This is a genomic window from Citrobacter sp. FDAARGOS_156 (genome assembly GCF_001559235.2).
Taxonomy (GTDB): Bacteria; Pseudomonadota; Gammaproteobacteria; order Enterobacterales; family Enterobacteriaceae; genus Citrobacter; species Citrobacter youngae.
Genome location: NZ_CP014030.2, coordinates 275,817 through 298,955 on the forward strand (window position 1 = coordinate 275,817; position 23,139 = coordinate 298,955).

A 23,139-nucleotide genomic window follows, 5' to 3' on the forward strand; every position below is an offset into this window, starting at 1 on the left:
GGCGGTCATTAGACCGCCTTTTTTATTGCATTAAGAAGAGACAAACCATGAGCCATAACGACACCATCGTCGCTCAGGCCACCCCACCGGGACGTGGTGGCGTGGGTATCCTGCGTATCTCCGGCCTGAAGGCGCGTGAGGTCGCAGAAACCGTACTGGGGAAACTACCCAAACCGCGTTACGCCGATTATCTGCCGTTTAAAGACGCGGATGGCAGCACGCTGGATCAGGGGATTGCCCTGTGGTTCCCCGGCCCGAACTCCTTTACCGGCGAAGACGTTTTAGAGCTTCAGGGCCACGGAGGTCCGGTGATTCTTGACCTGCTGCTCAAACGTATTCTGACCATTCCCGGGCTGCGCATTGCCAGACCGGGTGAATTCTCCGAGCGAGCTTTTCTCAATGATAAGCTCGATTTAGCCCAGGCAGAGGCGATTGCCGACCTGATCGATGCCAGCTCGGAGCAAGCCGCTCGCTCGGCGCTGAATTCGTTGCAGGGCGCATTTTCCACACGGGTAAATCATCTTGTGGAAGCGCTCACTCACCTGCGCATCTATGTCGAAGCGGCGATTGATTTCCCGGATGAAGAAATCGACTTCCTGTCTGACGGCAAGATTGAAGCCCAGCTCAATAGCGTTATCAGCGATCTTGATGCCGTTCGTGCCGAAGCGCGTCAGGGCAGCCTGCTGCGCGAAGGGATGAAGGTAGTCATTGCCGGTCGCCCTAACGCCGGGAAATCGAGCCTGCTGAACGCGCTGGCTGGCCGTGAGGCGGCTATTGTGACCGATATTGCGGGGACGACTCGCGACGTGCTGCGTGAGCATATTCATATCGACGGTATGCCGCTGCACATCATCGATACTGCCGGTTTGCGCGATGCCAGCGATGAAGTTGAACGCATTGGTATCGAACGTGCCTGGCAGGAAATCGAACAAGCCGACCGTGTGCTGTTTATGGTGGATGGCACCACCACCGACGCCGTGGACCCGGCTGACATCTGGCCAGACTTTATTGCCCGTCTGCCAGCCAAACTGCCAATTACCGTGGTACGTAACAAAGCGGATATTACCGGTGAGACGCTGGGCCTTAGCGAAGTAAATGGCCACTCACTGGTTCGTCTCTCCGCACGTACCGGTGAAGGTGTTGACGTACTGCGTAACCATCTCAAACAGAGCATGGGCTTTGAAACCAATATGGAAGGTGGCTTCCTGGCGCGTCGCCGTCACCTGCAGGCGCTGGCAGAAGCGGCGGAGCATCTTGAGCAGGGCAAAGCCCAACTGCTCGGAGCATGGGCCGGAGAATTGCTGGCTGAGGAGCTACGCCTGGCGCAGCAGAACCTCAGTGAGATCACCGGGGAATTTACCTCCGACGATCTGCTGGGACGGATTTTCTCCAGCTTCTGTATTGGCAAATAATGTTGTATTGCCCGGTGGCGCGATGCTTACCGGGACTACAGGCCCCGTAGGCCGGATAAGGCGTTTACACCGCCATCCGGCAACAACAATTTCCCATGCGGAAATCACTGTTGTCCAAATGGCAACTCGCACAGGCAACCCTCTCCCCGTATTCTTAGCGCCACTTTCCTCATGAGGTCGCTATGACACGCTTTCTAATCTGCAGTTTTGCCCTGGTTCTCCTCTATCCCGCCGGTATTGATATGTATCTGGTGGGATTGCCCCGTATTGCTGCCGATTTACAGGCCAGCGAGGCGCAGTTGCATATCGCGTTTTCGGTCTACCTGGCAGGGATGGCGACAGCAATGTTGTTCGCCGGAAAAATTGCTGACCAGTCGGGTCGTAAACCGGTCGCCATTGTCGGTGCCCTCATTTTTATTGTCGCCTCCTCGCTGTGTTCGTTCGCCGAAAGCGGCACCCCGTTTCTCGCAGGCCGCTTTATTCAGGGCGTAGGCGCCGGCTGTTGCTACGTGGTGGCTTTCGCCATCCTGCGCGATACGCTCGACGATCGCCGCCGGGCGAAGGTACTGTCGCTGTTGAACGGTATCACCTGTATCGTACCGGTGCTGGCGCCGGTGATGGGGCACCTGATTATGCTCAAATACCCGTGGCAGAGCCTGTTCTACACGATGATGGGCATGGGCGTGGTCGTTTGCCTGCTGTCGGTGTTTATCCTGCGAGAATCGCGCCCAGCGACGCTCTCGACCTCTACGCAGAGCGATCATCGCGCAGAGTCGCTGGTAAACCGTTTTTTCTTAAGCCGTCTGGCCATTACCACCCTCAGCGTGTCGGTGATCCTGACCTTCGTGAATACGTCTCCGGTGCTGCTGATGGAAGTGTTGGGCTTCGACCGCGGCGAGTACGCCACTACCATGGCCATGACCGCAGGCATCAGTATGGCGGTCTCTTTCTCTACGCCATTCGCACTGAGTATTTTTAAACCCCGCATCCTGATGCTGACTTCACAGGTCTTGTTCCTGGCTGCGGGCATCGTGTTAATCCTTGCCAGTACGCACGCGGTAACGTTGTTCGGGTTAACCTTAATCTGCGCCGGATTCTCGGTCGGTTTCGGCGTTGCCATGAGCCAGGCGCTGGGGCCGTTCTCGCTGCGCGCTGGCGTCGCCAGCTCGGCATTAGGCATTGCCCAGGTTTGCGGTTCATCTCTATGGATTTGGTTGGCTGCCATCCTCGGTCTCGACGCACTGAATATGCTGATCGGGATTCTGATTGGCTGTAGCATAGTGAGTATCATGCTGATTATCACTGTTGCACCAAACCGGCCCACACCAACTCATGAAGAAATCCCTCAGCAGTCTCGATCTTAATTTACTGCTCTGCCTGCAGCTCCTGATGCAGGAACGCAGCGTCACTAAAACCGCCAAACGGATGAACGTCACGCCGTCGGCGGTCAGCAAATCGCTGTCGAAGCTGAGAGCCTGGTTTGACGATCCACTGTTTGTTAACACCCCGCTGGGGCTAACGCCAACGCCGCTGATGCTCAACATGGAACAGAGCCTGGCGGAGTGGATGCAGATGGGCAATCAATTGCTCGATAAGCCACACCATGAAGCACCACGTGGGCTGAAGTTTGATTTAGTGGCTGAAACGCCGCTGGTGATGATCATGTTTAACGCACTCTCCCAACAGATCTACCACCGTTATCCACAGGCAACGATCAAAGTGCGCAACTGGGATTACGATTCGCTGGATGCCATTATCCGTGGCGAGGTGGATATCGGCTTTACCGGACGTGAAAGTCACCCGCGCTCGCGTGAATTGCTGAGTCTGCTACCGTTATCGATCGACCACGAGGTCCTGTTTTCCGATCTCCCCTGCGTCTGGTTGCGTGAAGACCACCCGGCATTGCAGGAAGAGTGGAATCTGGAAACATTCCTGCGCTATCCCCATATCAGCATTAGCTGGGAGCAGAGCGACACCTGGGCGCTGGACGATGTGCTTCAGGAGATGGGGCGTGCGCGTAACATCGCATTGTGTCTGCCAGGCTTTGAGCAGTCGCTGTTTATGGCCGCGCAGCCCGATCACGCATTGATAGCCACCGCCCCGGTCTATTGTCAGCGTTACAATCAACTCCACCAGCTTCCGCTCGTGGCACGTCCAATGCCTTTTGATGCAGCGCAACTGGAAAAAATGCGCGTCCCGTTCACCCTACTTTGGCATAAACGCAACAGCCACAATCCTAAGATCGTATGGCTGAAAGAGACGATCAAGGCACTCTATCGCGAGATGTCATGAAGATCCTTTGCTATATTGTTGTTTTATTAACCTCCCTGGCGCTGGAAATGTAAATGTCGCGTAATGTATCCCGATTCCGTTTACTTTTTGGGCAGTAAAGCCTGCCTGGAAGCCGCGTAAATGTTACTCTGATAATAATCACGGACCATTAATCACGGAGCGAAAAATGGCGACACATTTTGCCAGAGGGATTCTTACGGAGGGACACCTGGTTTCAGTTCGTCTCCCTACTCCATGTCATTTTGAAGTAAGAAATCTACCCACTCACCGCCGAACACGCTTTCTGGCCTCCCGAAGTCTTCTCGCTGAACTGATGTTTATGCTTTACGGCACCAGCACATTGCCCGAGATTGTTACCGAGGCGAAAGGTAAGCCCGTTTTTCGCGATAAAAACCTGCCTGGCTTTTCGATTTCCTATGCTGGGAATATTGTCGGCGTCGCGCTTACCACAGAAGGTTCATGCGGTCTGGATATGGAGCTTCAGCGAGCGACTCGCGGGTTCCATACCCCGAATGCCACAGATTCCTACCGCTTTTCCAGTAACGAAAACCTGTGGATCAATAATCAAAACGACCCCAATGAAGCGCGTGCGCAGCTCATAACGTTACGCCAGAGCGTTCTCAAGCTCACTGGCGACGTGTGCAATGACGATCCACGTGAACTCCAGCTGTTACCGGGTGCGGGCCGTCTGAGATGTGCTCACGTTACGCAGATAGAAGCCATTTGCGATGCCGAAGATGTGCTGGTGTGGTCGGTCGCGGTCACGCCAACCATTGAAAAACTCAACGTTTGGGAGTTTGATGGTAAACAGGACTGGAAAAGCTTGCCTGATATCCAGACACGCGCCAATGAGCCAACGGGTCGCCTGATCCGGTTCTCGCAATTATGCGCAGCAAAGAGCCATACGCTTTGATTTAACCTTCATGATGAAACAGGAGTAACCATGTCTGAAACATTGAATGTTGTTACGTTACTGGGGAGCCTGCGCAAGGGTTCGTTTAATGGAATGGTTGCCCGTACGCTGCCAAAAATTGCCCCCGCGGGGATGGAAGTGAATGCATTACCGTCGATTGGGGATATTCCTCTGTACGATGCCGACCTCCAGCAGGAAGAGGGTTTTCCGGCAAGTGTAGAAGCGCTGGCGGAACAAATCAGGAAGGCTGACGGCGTCGTTATCGTCACACCGGAATACAACTATTCTGTTCCTGGCGGGCTGAAAAATGCCATCGACTGGCTGTCCCGCCTGCCCGATCAACCATTATCCGGCAAACCGGTGCTGATCCAGACCAGCTCCATGGGCGCCATCGGCGGCGCGCGCTGCCAATATCATCTGCGTCAAATCCTGGTGTTCCTCGACGCGATGGTAATGAACAAGCCGGAATTTATGGGCGGCGTGATTCAGAACAAAGTGGACCCGCAGACCGGCGAAGTGATCGACCAAAGCACGCTGGACCATCTGACCGGTCAGCTGACCGCATTTGGCGACTATATTCAACGTGTAAAAGCCTAAAGAAAAAACCCGCCAGCAACGATGCCTGGCGGGCAGTTGTCCAGACCGATATTTTAGTGCGCGTCGATAAACACAATCTTCAGTACAAACAGCAGCGCGACAACGATGACGCACGGGCTGAGATCGCGGAAACGTCCGGTACCGATTTTCATCACGCAGTAAGAGATAAAGCCCAGCGCAATACCTTCGGTGATCGAGAAGCTAAACGGCATCATCACGGCGGTAATAAACGCTGGAACCGCTTCAGTCAGGTCATCCCACTTCACGCGCGACAGGCTTGATGTCATCAGGACGCCAACGTAAATCAGCGCACCTGCGGCGGCATATCCCGGCACCATTCCCGCCAACGGCGACAGGAAGATAACCAGCAGGAACAACAGACCGACAACGACCGCGGTCAGGCCGGTACGCCCACCAACAGAAACCCCGGAAGAAGACTCAATATAGGCGGTAACGGAAGAGGTACCGATAAACGCGCCGGTAACAGACGACACGCTATCGACAAACAGCGCCTGCTTCATGCGTGGGAACTTGCCCTTCGCGTCTGCCAGACCGGCTTTATCCGTCACGCCAATCAGGGTACCGGAGGAGTCAAACAGGTTCACCAGCATGAACGAGAAAATCACGCCCGCAAGGCCAATGTTAAACGAACCGGCCAGGTCAACATGCCCGATAACCGACATCACGCTCGGCGGCGCGGAGACGATCCCGCTGTAATGGACATCACCCAGCATCCAACCCAGCAGCGTGGTCACGATGATAGAGATCAGCACCGCCGCATGAATATTACGTGACGCCAGAATCGCGATGATAAAGAAGCCCAGAATGCCGAGCAGTACGCTGTGGGACGTCAGGTTGCCGATAGATACCAGCGTGTCTTTGTTGGCGACGATAACGCCGGCGTTTTTCAGCCCCATCATACCGATGAACAGACCGATACCGCTGGTGATCCCCACGCGCAGGCTCACCGGGATATTGGCAATCATCCAGTAACGTACGCGGAAAATGGTCAGCAGCAGCAGACCTATCGCACCCCAGAAGATTGCGCCCATACCTATCTGCCATGACAGGCCCATCGCGCCAACGACCACGAAAGCGAAGAATGCGTTCAGGCCCATAGCAGGTGCCAGCGCAACCGGCAGATTGGCAAAAAGCCCCATCAGGATGCTACCAAATGCAGCAATAAGGCAGGTGGTAACAAAGACGGCGCTGGTATCCATGCCAGCCACGCCAAGAATTTGCGGGTTAACAAAAACGATATACACCATCGTCAGGAAGGTGGTTAAACCGGCGATCACTTCGGTCCGTGCCGTTGTGCCATGCTCGCGCAGTTTGAACACGCGTTCCAGCATCCCCTGGCCAGAAGCCTGGGTTGTGTGTTGTTGACTCATTATCAATTTCCGAACAAGGAGGGAAAATTCGTCGCTATCCTATACCAAAATGCGACAATAGGGTTGGGTTATGAGCAACTTTTTTCATTGATTTTGCTTATACGGCAACGATTGCGTGGCGTAAATAAGCATGACGTAAACGTTAAACTAGCGATAAGAGGAAGGCATGTCCCAGATAGAAGCGGTATTTTTTGACTGCGACGGTACGCTGGTCGATAGTGAAGTGATCTGTTCCCGGGCGTATGTCGCCATGTTCCAGGAGTTTGGTATCAAACTCGATCTCGAAGAGGTGTTTAAACGCTTTAAAGGCGTAAAACTCTACGAAATCATCGATATCATCAACGAAGAGCACGGCGTTACGCTGGCGAAAGCCGATTTAGAGCCCGTTTACCGCGCAGAGGTCGCACGCCTGTTCGACTCGGAACTGGAGGTTATCGCTGGGGCAAATGCTCTGCTGGACAGCATGACAGTGCCAATGTGCGTGGTCTCAAACGGTCCGGTCAGCAAAATGCAGCATTCGCTGGGTAAGCTGGGCATGCTGCACCATTTTCCTGATTTACTGTTCAGCGGCTACGATATCCAACGCTGGAAGCCCGATCCGGCCCTGATGTTCCATGCGGCAAAAGCAATGGACGTTAACGTTGAGAACTGCATTCTGGTTGATGATTCCAGCGCAGGCGCGCAGGCGGGAATTGCCGCCGGGATGGAAGTGTTCTACTTCTGCGCCGATCCGCATAACAAACCGATCGATCATCCAAAAGTCACGACCTTTACCGATCTGGCACAGTTGCCGGAATTGTGGAAGGCGCGGGGTTGGGATATTACCCGGTAATTTTTTGTAGGCCCGGTAAGCTTGCGCCACCGGGCAATTGCCGGATAGCGCTAACGCTTATCCGGCCTACTTTCTACGTTTTTTCACTCTTTAGGATCTTTGCCCGCCAGCAGCTTATCCAGTTCATCGCCGCCCACGTGACGGAAATCCTGCCCCTTCACGAAGTAGAAGATGTATTCGCAGATATTCTGGCAGCGGTCACCGATACGCTCGATAGAACGTGCGCAGAACAGCGCAGTCAGCACGCTTGGAATGGTACGCGGGTCTTCCATCATGTAGGTCATCAGCTGGCGCACAATGCCTTCATATTCCTGGTCGACTTTCTTATCTTCGCGATAAATACGTACCGCTTCGTCGAGATCCATACGCGCAAACGCATCCAACACGTCATGCAGCATCTGCACGGTGTGACGACCCAGCGACTCCAGACTTACCAGCAACGGCTGGTGCTGTTGCGAGAACTTCTCCAGCGCGGTGCGGCAAATTTTGTCCGCCACATCACCAATACGCTCCAGCTCAGCGATAGTTTTGATAATCGCCATCACCAGACGCAGGTCGCTGGCGGTAGGTTGACGCTTGGCGATGATACGCACGCAGGCTTCATCGATCGCCACTTCCATCATGTTGACGTTTTTATCGCCTTCAATGACGCGCTTCGCCAGTTCGCTGTCCTGATTATGCATGGCGGTAATCGCATCAGAAAGCTGCTGCTCTACCATGCCACCCATGGTCATCACCTGGGTACGGATGCTTTCCAGCTCTGCATTGAACTGGCCGGAAATATGTTTATTAAGGTTAAGGTTATCCACAACAAGCTCCTGAATCAGCCGTAACGACCGGTGATGTAGTCTTCAGTTTGTTTCTTCGCGGGCTTGGTGAACAGATCGTCCGTGTTGCTGAACTCAATCAACTCGCCCAGGTACATAAATGCCGTGTGATCGGAACAACGCGCTGCCTGTTGCATGTTGTGGGTAACGATAACAACGGTGTAATCTTCTTTCAGCTCAGTGATCAGCTCTTCAATACGCCCGGTAGAAATCGGGTCGAGCGCTGAACATGGCTCATCAAGCAGTAGCACTTCCGGGCGAATGGCGATACCACGCGCAATACACAGACGCTGCTGCTGACCACCGGAGAGAGAGTACCCGCTCTGGTGTAATTTATCTTTGGTTTCATTCCACAGTGCGGCCTTGGTCAATGCCCACTGCACACGTTCGTCCATATCCGCACGCGAGAGTTTCTCAAACAAACGTACGCCAAACGCGATGTTGTCGTAGATAGACATTGGGAACGGCGTTGGCTTCTGGAACACCATGCCGACTTTGGCACGCAGCAGCGCGATGTCCTGGGTGTTGGTGAGAATATTGTCACCATCCAGCAGGATTTCACCTTCCGCACGCTGCTCCGGGTACAGTTCAAACATTTTGTTGAAGGTACGCAGCAGCGTCGATTTACCACAGCCAGAAGGCCCGATAAACGCCGTGACCTGGTTTTTCGCGATATCCAGGTTGATGTTCTTCAGGGCATGGAATTTGCCATAGTAGAAGTTCAAATCACGAACCTGAATTTTACCCGGGGCAGTATCAACCATACTCATTTCAATCTTTTCCTCATCCGGCGCCGCATCAGCCACGCCGTAAAAATTAACCGTGTTTCTTCTTCGCGAAAATGACGCGCGCCAGAATGTTCAGCAGCAGTACGCACAGGGTAATAATCAGTACCCCGGCCCAGGCCAGTTGCTGCCACTCAGCAAACGGGCTCATCGCAAACTTAAAGATCGTGACCGGCAGGTTGGCTATAGGCTGCATCATGTCAGTGCTCCAGAACTGGTTGGAGAGCGACGTAAACAGCAGCGGAGCCGTTTCACCTGCAATACGTGCAATTGCCAGCAGAATACCGGTAATAATGCCCGATACAGACGCCTTCAGGGTGATTGCAGAAATCATCTTCCACTTCGGCGTACCCAGCGCATAGGCGGCTTCACGCAGGCTATCCGGAACCAGTTTGAGCATGTTCTCAGTGGTACGAATAACGATAGGTACCTGCAGCAGCGCCAGCGCGATCACGCCCGCCCAGCCTGAGAAGTGCTCCATTTTTGCTACCACGATGGTGTAAACGAACAGACCGACCACGATGGATGGTGCAGAAAGCAGAATGTCGTTGATAAAACGGATGACCTCAGCCAGCCAAGACTTACGCCCATACTCAGCCAGGTAGATACCCGCCATAATGCCGAGCGGGGTACCAAACACGGTCGCCCACAGAATCAACAGACCGCTACCGGCCAGGGCGTTCGCCAGACCACCACCTGCCGTATTCGGCGGCGGCGTCATTTCGGTGAACAGCGCCAGCGACATACCGTCAATACCGCGGGTAATCGTGGACATCAGGATCCAGATAAGCCAGAACAGACCAAATGCCATGGTCGCCATTGAGAGCGTCAGCGCGATGCGGTTCTTCAGACGGCGACGCGCCTGCATTTTACGGCGTGATTCTGCCAGTGCGGTGGTGTTTTGCATTTCCAGCGTAGCCATTAGCGTGCCCCCTCATTTTTCGCAAGGCGCATGATCATGAACTTAGACGCAGCCAGTACGATGAAGGTGATCACAAACAGAATCAGACCCAGTTCCATAAGTGCAGCAACATGCAAACCCGATTCCGCTTCAGCAAATTCGTTCGCCAGCGCAGAGGTGATACTGTTGCCCGGCATATACAGCGATGCGCTGTCGAGTTGGTAGGTGTTACCGATGATAAAGGTCACCGCCATGGTTTCACCCAGCGCGCGACCCAGACCCAGCATTACGCCGCCAATGACACCATTTTTAGTGAACGGCAGAACGATACGCCAGATAACTTCCCAGGTAGTACAGCCAATACCGTAGGCTGACTCTTTCATCAGTACCGGCGTTTGTTCGAACACATCACGCATAACTGCCGCAATGTACGGGATGATCATGATGGCGAGGATCACGCCAGCAGCCAGAATACCGATACCAAATGCCGGGCCAGCAAACAGTGCGCCAACAAACGGAATGTTGGAAAGAATATTACCGACCGGCTCCTGGAAATACGTCGCAAACAGCGGGGCAAAGATAAACAGGCCCCACATGCCGTAAACGATACTCGGGATCGCCGCCAGCAGTTCAATAGCGATACCCAGCGGACGTCTCAGCCAGCCAGGTGCAAGTTCCGTCAGGAACAAAGCAATGCCGAAACTCACCGGAACGGCGATCAGCAGTGCGATAAGTGAGGTGACCAGCGTACCGTAAATCGGTACCAGTGCGCCGTAGATATCATTTGGCGCATCCCAGTCTTTGGTCCAAAGGAATGAGAAACCAAATTTCTGGATGCTTGGCCAGGAGGAGATGATCAGAGAGACAATAATGCCACCCAACATCAATAGCACAATCAGCGCAGCCAGTTTTACCAGCGCGCTGAAGATCATGTCACCCTTTTTACCCGGTGGGTTAAAAGCAGGCTTGGTTGCAGCCATAAATCACTCTTTAAGTTTGGGCCAGGAAGCGCGCATTTTATCGTGCTTCCCAGCTAACGTAATGCCATACCCTAAATAATTCGAGTTGCAGCAAGGCGGCAAGCTTGTGACAAATTCGTCAGGAACGAATTTGAACAGCCGGAGGCTGCCTTCGGTGAGGGACAAGGATGTCCCTCATTCATCCCCAGGAGCATAGATTTACTATGTAACTGGAGTGAACAAGCGCAGCCAACACAGCTGCGGCTCGAAGTATGACGGGTATTTAGTACAGCGCTTTACCGCTGCTGTCTTTCACGTTGGTCTTCCATGCAGCACGAATCTGCTCAACCACGCTGTCCGGCAGGCTGGCGTAATCCAGGTCGTTGGCCTGTTTGCCGCCATTTTTGTACGCCCAGTCAAAGAACTTCAGCACTTCAACGCCCTGCTCAGGCTTCTTCTGCTCTTTGTGAACCAGGATGAAGGTGGTGGAAGTGATTGGCCACGCATTGTCACCTTTCTGGTTAGTCAGATCCTGAGCGAAGGTTTTGCTCCAGTCAGCGCCTTTAGCTGCATTAGCAAAGTTTTCTTCTGTCGGGCTTACCGGCTTACCATCAGCAGTAACCAGTTTGGTGTATGCCAGGTTGTTCTGCTTAGCATAAGCGTACTCAACGTAGCCGATAGAGCCTGGCAGACGCTGGACGAACGCAGCGATACCGTCGTTACCTTTACCGCCCAGACCGGTCGGCCAGTTCACAGTAGAGCCTGCGCCAATTTTAGATTTCCACTCTTCGTTCACTTTCGCCAGGTAGCTGGTGAAGACGAAGGAGGTACCGGAACCATCTGCACGACGCACAACGGCAATGTTCTGAGAAGGCAGCTTCAGACCCGGGTTCAGTTTGGTGATGGCTTCATCATCCCACTTCTTAATTTTGCCGAGGTAGATATCGCCCAGAGTTTTACCGTCAAGCACCAGCTCTCCGGACTTCAGGCCAGGGATATTCACCGCCAGCACCACACCGCCGATCACTGTCGGGAACTGGAACAGACCTTCCTGAGCCAGCTTCTCGTCAGATAACGGCGCATCAGATGCACCGAAATCAACGGTATTTGCGGTAATTTGTTTTACACCACCGGAGGAGCCGATACCCTGGTAGTTTACTTTGCTACCGGTCTCTTTCTGATAAGTATCAGCCCATTTGGCATACACTGGCGCAGGAAAAGTTGCACCAGCACCTGTCAGGCTCGCTGCAGCAAAGGCAGAGAACGCGCTCATAGATAAGGTCGCGGCGACAACAGTTGCGACAGTGGTACGCATAACTTTCATAATGTCTCCTGCACGGTTTTCGTAAATTGTTGTTTGAGTTGCTACTGTGAGCAAAATAGGACAAACAGGTGACAGTTAAATGTACGAAATATGACAGTTTTATGACAATGAAAAATAATGCGCCAAGAACAATTAAAAATTGTATAAAAACAGCAAGTTAATAGATTATATGACAATCATATTTCGGCAAAATTTTCTTTTTATGACACTGAAAACAGTAGCTGAAGATGACGGTTTGTCACATAAAACAGGCGGGATAATTGATTAAAAACAGAACGCGTTTAAAAAAATGCCCCGCTTTGAGCAGGGCATTTTCAGTTCAGCGAGGTATCGCTTATTCCACGGTAACCGACTTCGCCAGGTTACGCGGCTGGTCCACGTCAGTACCTTTAATCAGCGCCACATGATACGCCAGCAGTTGCAGCGGAACGGTATAGAAGATCGGTGCAATCACCTCTTCCACATGCGGCATCTCGATGATATGCATATTTTCATTACTGATAAATCCTGCATCCTGATCGGCGAAGACGTACAACTGGCCGCCACGGGCACGCACTTCTTCAATGTTGGATTTCAGTTTTTCCAGCAACTCGTTGTTCGGTGCAACCACGATAACCGGCATATCCGCGTCAATCAGCGCCAGCGGACCGTGCTTCAGCTCACCAGCGGCATACGCTTCTGCGTGAATATAAGAAATCTCTTTCAGCTTCAGGGCGCCTTCCAGCGCAATGGGGTACTGATCGCCACGACCAAGGAACAGTGCATGGTGTTTGTCAGAGAAGTCTTCCGCCAGTGCGGCAATACGCTTGTCCTGTGACAGCATCTGCTCAATACGGCTCGGCAGCGCCTGTAACCCGTGAACAATCTCTTGTTCAATAGTCGCATCCAGACCTTTCAGACGAGCCAGCTTCGCCACCAGCATTAGCAGAACAGTCAGTTGGGTGGTAAATGCTTTCGTGGAGGCCACGCCGATTTCGGTCCCGGCATTGGTCATCATCGCCAGGTCAGATTCACGTACCAGAGAAGAGCCTGGAACGTTACAGATTGCCAGCGACCCCAGATAGCCCAGCTCTTTAGATAAGCGCAGACCCGCCAGGGTATCCGCCGTTTCACCGGACTGAGACAGGGTAATCATCAAACTGTTACGACGCACAGCGGATTTGCGATAACGGAACTCAGAAGCAATTTCCACATCACAAGGAATGCCGGCCAGCGACTCAAACCAGTAGCGGGATACCATGCCTGAGTTGTATGACGTGCCGCAGGCAATAATCTGGATATGCTCGACCTGAGACAGCAACGCATTGGCATTAGGGCCAAGCTCACTTAAATCCACTTCGCCATGACTGATACGCCCGGTCAGCGTATTTTTTATCGCGTTCGGTTGCTCATAGATCTCTTTCTGCATGTAGTGGCGATAAATACCTTTTTCGCCCGCGTCGTATTGCAGATTAGATTCAATATCCTGACGTTTAACTTCCGCGCCAGTCTTGTCAAAAATAGAGACTGAACGACGCGTTACCTCGGCGATATCGCCCTCTTCCAGGAAGATAAAGCGACGGGTTACCGGCAGCAGAGCCAGCTGGTCGGAAGCGATAAAGTTTTCACCCATGCCCAGACCGATAACCAGCGGGCTACCAGAACGCGCCGCCAGCAGAGTTTCTGGATTACGGGTATCCATGATCACTGTGCCGTAGGCACCGCGCAGCTGCGGAATAGTACGCAATACCGCTTCACGCAGTGTACCGCCCTGTTCCAACTCCCAATGCACCAGGTGAGCGATCACTTCGGTGTCCGTTTCAGACACAAAGATGTAACCACGCGCTTTCAACATTTCACGCAGCGGTTCATGGTTTTCGATGATGCCGTTATGCACCACCACAATGTGCTCAGAAACATGCGGATGCGCGTTTGCTTCTGAAGGTTCGCCGTGTGTTGCCCAGCGGGTGTGAGCGATACCCGTACCACCGTGTAACGGATGTTCTTCCGCAGCAGCAGTCAGCATCTGCACTTTACCCAGACGACGCAGACGGGTCATGTTACCTTCAGCATCAACAACAGCCAGACCGGCTGAGTCATAACCACGATATTCCAGACGACGTAAACCTTCGAGAAGGATTTCAGCTACATCACGCTGCGCGATAGCGCCAACAATTCCACACATATTTTTTGATTCCGAATTTAGGCATTATGCCTGTCGTTGTCGCTGACCTGTATTTGCCCTTTCCGGGCGCCCCGAGCCTTGTAGAGAGTGGGGTTATTTTTATAGGTACTGCTTGTTGAGCGGAGGATTATGTTATCCCCTCATCTCTTGTCTGCCTGATGGCACTCACGCTTATCAGGCCTACAGAACGTCATCGCACGTAGGCCGCCATCCGGCAAAAATCACTTACTTTTTCTTCACCGGGCGCTGCCAACCTTGTTTATGGACCTGCGGTACACGGCTTAATACCAGTTCGTTATCAGCGATATTACGCGTCACTGTGGTTCCAGCGGCGATCGTCGCGCCTTTACCCACGGTGACAGGCGCCACCAGTTGAGTATCCGAACCCACAAACACATCATCACCAATAATGGTTTTAAATTTATTAGCACCATCGTAATTGCAGGTAATCGTACCCGCGCCGATGTTCACGTTATCGCCAATTTCAGCATCGCCCAGATAGGTCAGATGACCGGCTTTAGAACCTTTACCCAGACGCGCTTTTTTCATTTCGACGAAGTTACCCACGTGTGCGCCTTCCTGCAGCTCAGCGCCCGGACGCAGACGCGCAAAAGGCCCGATAGTACAGGCCGCTTCCAGATGGGCATCTTCCACCACGCTGTACGGGCTAAGCTCACAGCCATCGCCAATTACGCTATTTTTGATAATGCAGCCAGTACCAATCTTGACGCGATCGCCAAGGGTTACGTTACCTTCAATGATAACGTTAGTATCAATTTCAACATCGCGCCCGTGAATAAGCGAACCGCGAAGATCAAAACGTGCTGGATCGCGTAACATAACGCCAGCTAACAGCAGTTTCTCTGCTTGTTCGGACTGATAGACACGTTCAAGACGGGATAACTGAAGTCGGTTGTTCACCCCTTCGGTTTCGCTAATACGTGCCGGATGTACCGCAGCAATTTCACGACCTTCCTGGTACGCCATCGCAATGATATCGGTGATGTAATATTCACCCTGCACGTTGTTGTTGGTCAGTTTAGATAACCAGCGCTTCATATCAGCGCCATTGGCAATCAGGATGCCGGTGTTAATTTCCTGGATCTTGCGTTGCTCGTCGGTCGCATCTTTATGCTCAACGATGCCAGTAACGCTGCCGTTATCACGCGTAATGCGCCCATAGCCGGTTGGGTCGTCCAGTTTTACGGTTAATAAGCCAATACCCCCCTGAGGTTTAGCATCGCGCAGGCGGCGTAACGTTTCAGTGGAGATTAACGGCACATCGCCATAGAGCATTAAAATGTCTTCGTCATCACCAAAGAACGGTGCAGCCTGCTGCATAGCATGACCGGTTCCCAACTGCTCTGCCTGCAGAACCCAGTTCAGATTGCCATCTTTCAACGTCTGCTGAAGCAAATCACCACCGTGCCCGTAGACCAGGTGTACATGAGTTGCGCCTAATTCATTAGCGGCATCAATAACATGCTGCACCATCGCTTTTCCTGCGAGAGTGTGCAGCACTTTAGGAAGATCGGAATACATACGTGTACCTTTGCCTGCGGCAAGGATCACGACGCTCATAGCATTATTCAACATACACATCCTGACTGTCATTTGAGAACGAATTTATACCCTTTCATATTGAAAATACTACATTTTTTTCATCATGAAATGGGCCGAAGATAAAACGTTCAATAGGGGAAAATCCCTAACTATTAACTCACTATTTTCGACTATATCGGCGCCTTTTGTCTCCCAAAAACCAGGAGCATGCTCTTATTAAAGCCTTAGGTTAATGTTTTTGCTATTTTTTTACCGCATGAATAAAGAGTTACACATGCAAAGCCCGATTTTATTTATGTGATTCAGTAAGAAACCGAAAATGCGTACGCGAAAATAAAAAGTTGAGGGAGAAGAGGAGGAAGAGAGGATCTATAACAACAAGTGGCGCTGACTGATAAACCATATCAAGCATCGCGCCACAGGACGGGCAGGTAAAAGCTAAAAGCTCATATTGCTGAACATGGCGATGATTTTATTGAGTAATTTCATGTTGGCATCTCTTTTTATTTGAGTTCATTATGTGATATTCATCACATAAAAAGAGTCTACGCCGCATTTTTTAACCAATCAACTTTTTTGATCTAAATCACAAAACAGATTTCACTTTAAATGTTTATGCAACAAAACAAAAAAAGCCAGCCTGGAAACCAGACTGGCTTTTGTGCTTTTCAAGCCGGTGTTACATCGCTTTTTTGGTCAACTCGATAACGCGCAGTTTCGCGATCGCTTTGGCCAGTTCCGCAGATGCCTGAGCGTAATCCACGTCACCATGAGAGCTCTTAATATGCTCTTCAGCCTTACGTTTCGCTTCCAGGGCTCTCGCTTCATCGAGATCCTGCCCGCGAATCGCGGTATCAGCCAGTACGGTCACGTTGCCAGGCTGCACTTCAAGAATGCCGCCGGACAGATAGATAAACTCTTCATGACCGAACTGTTTAACGATGCGGATCATACCAGGCTTAATGGCGGTGAGTAGCGGTGCGTGACCCGGGAAAATACCCAGTTCACCTTCACTACCCGTTACCTGGATTTTTTCGACCAGACCAGAGAACATTTGTTGCTCTGCGCTGACGACGTCCAGGTGGTAAGTCATTGCCATATCACCCTCCGATTAAGGCGTTAAAGTTTTTTGGCTTTTTCTACGGCTTCGTCGATAGAACCAACCATGTAGAACGCCTGCTCTGGCAGGTGGTCGTATTCGCCTTCCATGATGCCTTTAAAGCCACGGATGGTGTCTTTCAGGGAAACGTATTTGCCCGGAGAACCGGTGAATACTTCCGCAACGAAGAACGGCTGGGACAGGAAGCGCTGAATTTTACGCGCACGTGCTACCACCAGTTTATCTTCTTCAGACAGTTCATCCATACCCAGGATGGCGATGATGTCTTTCAGTTCCTGATAACGCTGCAGCAGGGACTGTACGCCACGCGCGGTGTCGTAGTGTTCCTGACCAACAACCAGCGGATCCAGCTGACGGCTGGTGGAGTCCAGCGGGTCAACTGCCGGGTAGATACCCAGAGATGCGATCTGACGGCTCAGTACCACGGTTGCATCTAAGTGAGCAAAGGTGGTTGCTGGGGATGGGTCAGTCAAGTCATCCGCAGGTACGTATACCGCCTGAACGGAGGTGATAGAACCGGTTTTGGTAGAAGTGATACGTTCCTGCAGAACACCCATCTCTTCCGCCAGGGTCGGCTGGTAACCTACCGCTGATGGCATACGACCCAGCAGTGCGGATACTTCCGTACCGGCCAGGGTATAACGATAGATGTTATCGACGAACAGCAGTACGTCACGACCTTCGTCACGGAATTTCTCAGCCATAGTCAGACCGGTCAGCGCAACGCGCAGACGGTTTCCCGGCGGCTCGTTCATCTGGCCATATACCAGGGATACTTTGTCCAGAACGTTGGAGTCGGTCATTTCGTGGTAGAAGTCGTTACCCTCACGAGTACGTTCACCTACGCCCGCAAACACGGAGTAACCGGAGTGTTCGATCGCGATGTTACGGATCAGCTCCATCATGTTTACGGTTTTACCTACACCCGCACCACCGAACAGACCAACTTTACCGCCCTTAGCGAACGGACACATCAGGTCGATAACTTTGATACCGGTTTCCAGCAGTTCCTGAGAGCTGGACAGCTCTTCGTAGGATGGTGCCGCACGGTGGATAGCCCAACGCTCTTCTTCACCGATATCGCCTTTCATGTCGATCGGGTGACCCAGAACGTTCATGATACGACCCAGCGTTGCTTTACCTACCGGGACTTCGATCGGGTGCTCGAGGTCTTTAACTTCCAGACCACGACGCAGACCGTCAGAAGAACCCATGGCGATGGTACGCACGATACCGCCGCCGAGCTGCTGCTGAACTTCCAGCACCAGGCTCTCTTTACCATTCATAACCTCAAGAGCATCGTACACGCGCGGTACGGCATCCTGAGGGAATTCGACGTCAACCACGGCGCCGATTACCTGGACAATTTTTCCAGTAGCCATCTTGAATCCTCTACGAATTAACCTGGTTATACCGCGGATGCACCACCGACGATTTCGGTGAGTTCCTGAGTAATGCTGGCCTGACGAGCTTTGTTGTATACCAACTGCAGCTCTTTAATCAGGCTGCCGCCATTGTCGGTCGCGGCTTTCATCGCCACCATACGTGCGGCCTGCTCGCTGGCCAGGTTTTCTACCACGCCCTGATAAACCTGAGATTCAACGTAACGACGCAGCAGGGTATCCAGCAGCGGTTTCGGGTCTGGTTCATACAGGTAATCCCAGGCTTTTTGTTTTAACTCTTCATCTTCTGAAGCCGGTAAAGGCAGCAGTTGAGTGAGAGTAGGAACCTGAGACATGGTGTTAATAAATTTGTTGCTGACAACGTACAGTCTGTCCAGACGACCTTCATCATAGGCCTGCAGCATCACTTTAACCGGGCCGATCAGTTCGGACAGGGAAGGGTTATCCCCCATACCGGTTACCTGAGCAACCACGTTACCGCCTACGGAATTAAAGAAAGACACGCCCTTAGAGCCGATCATTGCGATGTCGCACTGAACGCCTTTATCGGACCATGTTTTCATATCCGCCAGCAGCTTTTTGAACAGGTTAATGTTCAAGCCACCGCACAGACCACGGTCGGTCGACACCACCAGGTAGCCCACGCGCTTAACGTCGCGTTCTTCCAGGTAAGGGTGCTTATATTCCAGATTACCATTCGCAAGGTGACCAATCACTTTGCGCATGGTCTCTGCATAAGGACGGCTGGCCGCCATGCGATCCTGCGATTTACGCATTTTGGAAGCGGCGACCATCTCCATCGCTTTAGTGATCTTCTGCGTGTTCTGGACGCTTGCGATCTTACTACGTATCTCTTTTGCGCCGGCCATGAGCTTCTCCTCAATGCCTTGCGGTCCGCCCTAAGACAGACCGCCAGACGTTACCAGGACTGGGTTGCTTTGAAGGAATCGAGGATAGCTTTCAGCTTGCCTTCGATTTCATCGTTATAGCCACCGGACTGGTTAATCTCTTGCATCAGCGGAGCGTGATCACGGTCAACGTAAGCCAGCAGAGCGGCTTCGAAGCTACCGATTTTCGCCAGTTCCACATCTTCGAGGTAACCGCGTTCAGCCGCAAACAGCACCACGCCCTGCTGTGCAACAGACATTGGGGCATACTGTTTCTGCTTCAGCAGTTCAGTTACTTTCTGACCGTGGCTCAGCTGCTTACGCGTAGCTTCGTCAAGGTCGGAAGCGAACTGAGAAAACGCTGCCAGTTCACGATACTGTGCCAGCGCGGTACGGATACCACCGGACAGTTTCTTGATGATCTTGGTCTGCGCTGCGCCACCTACACGGGATACGGAGATACCCGGGTTAACTGCCGGACGAATACCGGAGTTGAACAGGTTGGTTTCCAGGAAGATCTGACCATCGGTAATGGAAATTACGTTGGTCGGAACGAACGCGGAAACGTCACCCGCCTGGGTTTCGATAATCGGCAGAGCGGTCAGGGAGCCAGTTTTACCTTTAACTTCACCATTGGTGAATTTCTCAACGTATTCCGCGTTAACGCGGGAAGCACGTTCAAGCAGACGGGAGTGGAGGTAAAATACGTCGCCCGGGAATGCTTCACGTCCTGGTGGACGACGGAGCAGCAGGGAAACCTGACGGTAAGCAACAGCCTGTTTGGACAGGTCATCATAAACGATCAGTGCATCTTCACCGCGGTCACGGAAGTATTCGCCCATTGCGCAACCAGCATAAGGTGCCAGATATTGCAGTGCAGCAGATTCAGACGCGGTCGCCACAACAACGATGGTGTTGGACAGTGCGCCGTGTTCTTCCAGTTTACGAACCACGTTAGAAATGGTGGACGCTTTCTGGCCGATAGCCACGTACACACATTTGATGCCGGAGTCACGCTGGTTGATGATGGCATCGATTGCCATCGCGGTTTTACCGGTCTGACGGTCACCGATGATCAACTCACGCTGACCACGACCGATTGGGATCATGGCATCAACGGATTTATAACCGGTCTGTACCGGCTGATCTACGGACTGACGTTCGATTACGCCTGGTGCGATAACTTCGATTGGCGAGAAGCCATCGTTATCAACCGGACCTTTACCGTCAATTGGGGAACCCAGAGTGTTCACCACACGACCCAGCAGGCCACGGCCAACCGGAACTTCCAGAATACGACCCGTACACTTAACCTTCATGCCTTCGGCGAGGTCAGCGTATGGACCCATCACAACTGCACCTACGGAGTCGCGCTCCAGGTTCAGTGCGATAGCATAACGGTTACCCGGCAGAGAGATCATTTCCCCCTGCATACAGTCAGCAAGACCGTGGATGCGGATAACACCGTCACTTACAGAAACAATAGTACCTTCGTTGTGAGCTTCACTCACAACACTGAACTGAGCAATGCGCTGCTTGATCAGTTCGCTGATTTCGGTGGAATTCAGTTGCATGCTCCAGTCCCCTTAAGACTGCAAGACGTCTGCAAGGCGCTCAAGACGGCCGCGTACGCTGCCATCAATGACCATATCACCCGCACGGATGATTACGCCTGCCATTACAGACTTATCGATTTTGCAATTCAGCTTAACTTTGCGTGACAGACGTTTTTCCATCGCTGCACTAATCTTCGTAAGCTGTTCATCACTCAGTGCATTGGCAGAAGTGACTTCTACCTCAGAGATAGCCTCACTGGCTGCACGCAGGTGAATAAACTGCTCAAGAACATCCGGGAGCGCATTAAGACGGTTATTTTCAGCCATTACCTTAATCAGGTTCTGGCCATTTTCGTCCAACTGCTCACCGCAGATTGCGATAAACGACTCAGCGAGCGTTTCCGGCGCCAGCGCGCCAGAGAGAAGCTCTGCCATTTGTTCGTTCTTCGTCACCTCAGCGGCAAACGTCAGCATATCCTGCCAACGGTCAACGCTTTGGTGCTCAACGGCAAAGTCAAAAGCTGCTTTGGCGTAGGGGCGAGCTACCGTAATAAATTCAGACATCAGCCCCTCCCTCCTTACAGTTCAGCGACAAGTTTGTCCACGATGTCGCTGTTAGCAGCTTCATCCACGGAACGTTCGATGATCTTCTCGGCGCCAGCAACAGCCAGGACAGCAACTTGCTTACGCAGCTCTTCGCGAGCACGTTTACGCTCGGCGTCAATTTCCGCCTGCGCTTGTGCCACGATTTTAGTACGTTCCTGCTCTGCTTCAGTTTTAGCTTCGTCCAGGATCTGAGCACGGCGTTTGTTTGCCTGCTCGATAATTACCTGAGCTTCCGCCTTCGCTTTTTTCAGCTGGTCAGTCGCGCTGGCCTTTGCAAGGTCAAGATCCTTATGTGCTCGTTCAGCAGAAGCAAGACCGTCAGCAATTTCTTTTTGACGTTTTTCGATGGCTGCCATTAATGGCGGCCATACGTACTTCATGCAGAACAGAACGAACAGGACAAACGCGATGGCCTGGCCGAGGATTGTTGCGTTAAGATTCACAGCACAATGCCTCTATCTAGTTAACGTTCTGATATTGCTCTTAATTCAAGCAACGCTTACTACGCGACAGCGAACATCACGTACAGACCCAGACCTACAGCGATCATCGGGATAGCATCCACCAGACCCATAACGATAAAGAACTGAGTACGCAGCAGAGGAATCAGATCAGGTTGACGCGCTGCGCCTTCCAGGAATTTACCCCCGAGGATGCCGATACCGATCGCAGCACCGATTGCCGCCAGACCCATCATCACAGCGGCAGCCATGTACAGCAGATCCATATTCAGGTTTTCCATGACAGTCTCCAGTTTGTTTCAGTTAAAACGTAGTAGTGTTGGTAAATTAATGCTCTTCAGACGCCATCGACAGATAGACAATCGTCAGAACCATGAAGATGAAGGCTTGCAGCGTGATAATCAATATGTGGAAAATGGCCCACGGCACATTCAGAATCCACTGTGACCACCACGGCAACAGACCAGCAATCAGAATGAAAATCAGCTCACCAGCGTACATGTTGCCGAACAGTCGCAGACCAAGAGAAACTGGTTTGGACAGCAGGCTTACCCCTTCAAGGATTAAGTTGACAGGAATGAACGCCCAGTGATTGAACGGCTGCAGCGTCAACTCTTTCGCGAAGCCGCCGATGCCTTTCATTTTGATGCTGTAGAACAGAATCAGGATAAACACGCCCAGCGCCATCGACAGGGTGATGTTTACGTCCGCAGACGGAACCACGCGCAGCGCCGGCAGGCCCAGTATATGCTCAGCAATATACGGCAGCAGGTCGATTGGCAGTAAATCCATCAGGTTCATCAGGAAGACCCAAACGAAGATCGTCAGGGCAAGCGGTGCGATAACCTTGCTTTTGCCATGGTACATGTCTTTGACACTGCCATGAACAAAGCCGATTACCAGCTCAATCGCGGTCTGAAATTTCCCTGGTACGCCGCTGGTTGCCTTTTTAGCAACGCTACGGAACATAAGCAGGAACAACAGACCCAGCACCACCGAGAAGAACATGGAGTCAATATTGAGCGTCCAGAAGGTGGCTGGGGGGTTATGCGGATCTACCAGCGAGAAAGTACGCAGGTCCAACTGAAGGTTATTCAGATGGTGCCCTATGTATTCCTGCGGCGTCATATTTTCAGAAGCCATGAT

Annotated in this window: 22 protein-coding genes; 6 read left to right on the forward strand and 16 right to left on the reverse strand. The window is 52.2% G+C overall.

What is annotated here, in order from left to right; all coding sequences use genetic code 11:
• Positions 1–47 precede the first annotated feature (47 nt).
• From mnmE to AL515_RS01385, 5 genes are all read left to right on the forward strand, one after another.
• Complete coding sequence (gene mnmE / locus AL515_RS01365; protein WP_061066894.1) at positions 48–1,412, forward strand: tRNA uridine-5-carboxymethylaminomethyl(34) synthesis GTPase MnmE; 1,365 nt, start codon at positions 48–50, stop codon at positions 1,410–1,412.
• 182 nt (positions 1,413–1,594) lie between these two features.
• Complete coding sequence (locus tag AL515_RS01370; RefSeq protein WP_061066895.1) at positions 1,595–2,776, forward strand: MFS transporter; 1,182 nt, start codon at positions 1,595–1,597, stop codon at positions 2,774–2,776.
• Complete coding sequence (gene yidZ / locus AL515_RS01375) at positions 2,745–3,704, forward strand: HTH-type transcriptional regulator YidZ (protein ID WP_061066896.1); 960 nt, start codon at positions 2,745–2,747, stop codon at positions 3,702–3,704. Before AL515_RS01370 ends, yidZ begins: the two co-directional genes overlap by 32 nt.
• Positions 3,705–3,870: 166 nt before the next feature.
• Positions 3,871–4,617 carry a 4'-phosphopantetheinyl transferase family protein gene (locus tag AL515_RS01380; protein ID WP_048213777.1) on the forward strand — a complete coding sequence of 249 codons (747 nt, stop codon included), beginning with the start codon at positions 3,871–3,873 and terminating at the stop codon, positions 4,615–4,617.
• A gap of 30 nt (positions 4,618–4,647) precedes the next feature.
• Entirely contained in the window at positions 4,648–5,214 is a 567-nt protein-coding gene (locus AL515_RS01385) for an NADPH-dependent FMN reductase (RefSeq protein WP_003827046.1), read from the forward strand.
• Positions 5,215–5,267: 53 nt separating this feature from the next.
• On the opposite strand, the gene adeP is transcribed toward AL515_RS01385, so the two are convergent.
• Positions 5,268–6,605, reverse strand: a complete 1,338-nt coding sequence (gene adeP / locus AL515_RS01390) for an adenine permease AdeP (protein WP_048213779.1) — start codon at positions 6,603–6,605, stop codon at positions 5,268–5,270.
• Positions 6,606–6,771: 166 nt separating this feature from the next.
• Between adeP and yieH the strand changes: the two genes are divergently transcribed.
• On the forward strand, positions 6,772–7,437 hold the full coding sequence (gene yieH / locus AL515_RS01395; protein ID WP_061066897.1) for a 6-phosphogluconate phosphatase: 666 nt from the start codon (positions 6,772–6,774) through the stop codon (positions 7,435–7,437).
• A gap of 83 nt (positions 7,438–7,520) precedes the next feature.
• Here the strand turns inward: yieH and phoU are convergent, their stop codons facing one another.
• The 15 genes from phoU to atpB all read right to left on the reverse strand — a co-directional run bounded on the left by phoU (position 7,521) and on the right by atpB (position 23,136).
• On the reverse strand, positions 7,521–8,246 hold the full coding sequence (gene phoU / locus AL515_RS01400; protein ID WP_003023824.1) for a phosphate signaling complex protein PhoU: 726 nt from the start codon (positions 8,244–8,246) through the stop codon (positions 7,521–7,523).
• Positions 8,247–8,260: 14 nt separating this feature from the next.
• Positions 8,261–9,034: a phosphate ABC transporter ATP-binding protein PstB gene (gene pstB, locus AL515_RS01405; RefSeq protein WP_003023821.1), complete on the reverse strand. Its 774-nt coding sequence runs from the start codon at positions 9,032–9,034 to the stop codon at positions 8,261–8,263.
• A gap of 46 nt (positions 9,035–9,080) precedes the next feature.
• The gene (gene pstA, locus AL515_RS01410) at positions 9,081–9,971 is read right to left on the reverse strand and encodes a phosphate ABC transporter permease PstA (RefSeq protein WP_048213781.1); all 891 of its coding nucleotides are present in this window, start codon (positions 9,969–9,971) and stop codon (positions 9,081–9,083) included.
• Complete coding sequence (gene pstC, locus AL515_RS01415) at positions 9,971–10,930, reverse strand: phosphate ABC transporter permease PstC (RefSeq protein ID WP_048213782.1); 960 nt, start codon at positions 10,928–10,930, stop codon at positions 9,971–9,973. Before pstC ends, pstA begins: the two co-directional genes overlap by 1 nt.
• A 262-nt stretch (positions 10,931–11,192) precedes the next feature.
• Complete coding sequence (gene pstS, locus AL515_RS01420; RefSeq protein ID WP_048213783.1) at positions 11,193–12,233, reverse strand: phosphate ABC transporter substrate-binding protein PstS; 1,041 nt, start codon at positions 12,231–12,233, stop codon at positions 11,193–11,195.
• Positions 12,234–12,567: 334 nt separating this feature from the next.
• Positions 12,568–14,397: a glutamine--fructose-6-phosphate transaminase (isomerizing) gene (gene glmS / locus AL515_RS01425; RefSeq protein ID WP_061066898.1), complete on the reverse strand. Its 1,830-nt coding sequence runs from the start codon at positions 14,395–14,397 to the stop codon at positions 12,568–12,570.
• A 225-nt stretch (positions 14,398–14,622) separates the two neighbouring features.
• Complete coding sequence (gene glmU, locus AL515_RS01430) at positions 14,623–15,993, reverse strand: bifunctional UDP-N-acetylglucosamine diphosphorylase/glucosamine-1-phosphate N-acetyltransferase GlmU (protein ID WP_048213785.1); 1,371 nt, start codon at positions 15,991–15,993, stop codon at positions 14,623–14,625.
• 646 nt (positions 15,994–16,639) lie between these two features.
• The gene (locus AL515_RS01435) at positions 16,640–17,059 is read right to left on the reverse strand and encodes a F0F1 ATP synthase subunit epsilon (RefSeq protein WP_005121460.1); all 420 of its coding nucleotides are present in this window, start codon (positions 17,057–17,059) and stop codon (positions 16,640–16,642) included.
• Between the two features lie 20 nt (positions 17,060–17,079).
• On the reverse strand, positions 17,080–18,462 hold the full coding sequence (gene atpD / locus AL515_RS01440; protein WP_003023806.1) for a F0F1 ATP synthase subunit beta: 1,383 nt from the start codon (positions 18,460–18,462) through the stop codon (positions 17,080–17,082).
• Positions 18,463–18,488: 26 nt separating this feature from the next.
• Positions 18,489–19,352 carry a F0F1 ATP synthase subunit gamma gene (gene atpG / locus AL515_RS01445; protein WP_005121458.1) on the reverse strand — a complete coding sequence of 288 codons (864 nt, stop codon included), beginning with the start codon at positions 19,350–19,352 and terminating at the stop codon, positions 18,489–18,491.
• A gap of 50 nt (positions 19,353–19,402) precedes the next feature.
• Positions 19,403–20,944, reverse strand: coding sequence for a F0F1 ATP synthase subunit alpha (gene atpA, locus AL515_RS01450; RefSeq protein WP_003827026.1), 1,542 nt, complete (start codon positions 20,942–20,944; stop codon positions 19,403–19,405).
• A 12-nt stretch (positions 20,945–20,956) separates the two neighbouring features.
• A complete protein-coding gene (gene atpH / locus AL515_RS01455) occupies positions 20,957–21,490 on the reverse strand; it encodes a F0F1 ATP synthase subunit delta (protein WP_048213786.1) in 534 nt (177 codons plus the stop codon).
• A gap of 14 nt (positions 21,491–21,504) precedes the next feature.
• Positions 21,505–21,975 carry a F0F1 ATP synthase subunit B gene (atpF, locus tag AL515_RS01460; protein WP_040232304.1) on the reverse strand — a complete coding sequence of 157 codons (471 nt, stop codon included), beginning with the start codon at positions 21,973–21,975 and terminating at the stop codon, positions 21,505–21,507.
• A 59-nt stretch (positions 21,976–22,034) separates the two neighbouring features.
• Positions 22,035–22,274, reverse strand: coding sequence for a F0F1 ATP synthase subunit C (gene atpE / locus AL515_RS01465; protein ID WP_000429386.1), 240 nt, complete (start codon positions 22,272–22,274; stop codon positions 22,035–22,037).
• Positions 22,275–22,320: 46 nt separating this feature from the next.
• Positions 22,321–23,136, reverse strand: coding sequence for a F0F1 ATP synthase subunit A (gene atpB / locus AL515_RS01470; RefSeq protein WP_005121454.1), 816 nt, complete (start codon positions 23,134–23,136; stop codon positions 22,321–22,323).
• Between the last annotated feature and the right edge of the window lie 3 nt (positions 23,137–23,139).

Coding starts and splice junctions, on each gene's coding strand:
- mnmE (WP_061066894.1), top strand. CDS start 48: ATGAGCCATAACGACACCATCGTCGCTCAGGCCACCCCACCGGGACGT.
- AL515_RS01370 (WP_061066895.1), top strand. CDS start 1,595: ATGACACGCTTTCTAATCTGCAGTTTTGCCCTGGTTCTCCTCTATCCC.
- yidZ (WP_061066896.1), top strand. CDS start 2,745: ATGAAGAAATCCCTCAGCAGTCTCGATCTTAATTTACTGCTCTGCCTG.
- AL515_RS01380 (WP_048213777.1), top strand. CDS start 3,871: ATGGCGACACATTTTGCCAGAGGGATTCTTACGGAGGGACACCTGGTT.
- AL515_RS01385 (WP_003827046.1), top strand. CDS start 4,648: ATGTCTGAAACATTGAATGTTGTTACGTTACTGGGGAGCCTGCGCAAG.
- adeP (WP_048213779.1), bottom strand. CDS start 6,605: ATGAGTCAACAACACACAACCCAGGCTTCTGGCCAGGGGATGCTGGAA.
- yieH (WP_061066897.1), top strand. CDS start 6,772: ATGTCCCAGATAGAAGCGGTATTTTTTGACTGCGACGGTACGCTGGTC.
- pstB (WP_003023821.1), bottom strand. CDS start 9,034: ATGAGTATGGTTGATACTGCCCCGGGTAAAATTCAGGTTCGTGATTTG.
- pstA (WP_048213781.1), bottom strand. CDS start 9,971: ATGGCTACGCTGGAAATGCAAAACACCACCGCACTGGCAGAATCACGC.
- pstC (WP_048213782.1), bottom strand. CDS start 10,930: ATGGCTGCAACCAAGCCTGCTTTTAACCCACCGGGTAAAAAGGGTGAC.
- pstS (WP_048213783.1), bottom strand. CDS start 12,233: ATGAAAGTTATGCGTACCACTGTCGCAACTGTTGTCGCCGCGACCTTA.
- glmS (WP_061066898.1), bottom strand. CDS start 14,397: ATGTGTGGAATTGTTGGCGCTATCGCGCAGCGTGATGTAGCTGAAATC.
- glmU (WP_048213785.1), bottom strand. CDS start 15,993: ATGTTGAATAATGCTATGAGCGTCGTGATCCTTGCCGCAGGCAAAGGT.
- AL515_RS01435 (WP_005121460.1), bottom strand. CDS start 17,059: ATGGCAATGACTTACCACCTGGACGTCGTCAGCGCAGAGCAACAAATG.
- atpD (WP_003023806.1), bottom strand. CDS start 18,462: ATGGCTACTGGAAAAATTGTCCAGGTAATCGGCGCCGTGGTTGACGTC.
- atpG (WP_005121458.1), bottom strand. CDS start 19,352: ATGGCCGGCGCAAAAGAGATACGTAGTAAGATCGCAAGCGTCCAGAAC.
- atpA (WP_003827026.1), bottom strand. CDS start 20,944: ATGCAACTGAATTCCACCGAAATCAGCGAACTGATCAAGCAGCGCATT.
- atpH (WP_048213786.1), bottom strand. CDS start 21,490: ATGTCTGAATTTATTACGGTAGCTCGCCCCTACGCCAAAGCAGCTTTT.
- atpE (WP_000429386.1), bottom strand. CDS start 22,274: ATGGAAAACCTGAATATGGATCTGCTGTACATGGCTGCCGCTGTGATG.
- atpB (WP_005121454.1), bottom strand. CDS start 23,136: ATGGCTTCTGAAAATATGACGCCGCAGGAATACATAGGGCACCATCTG.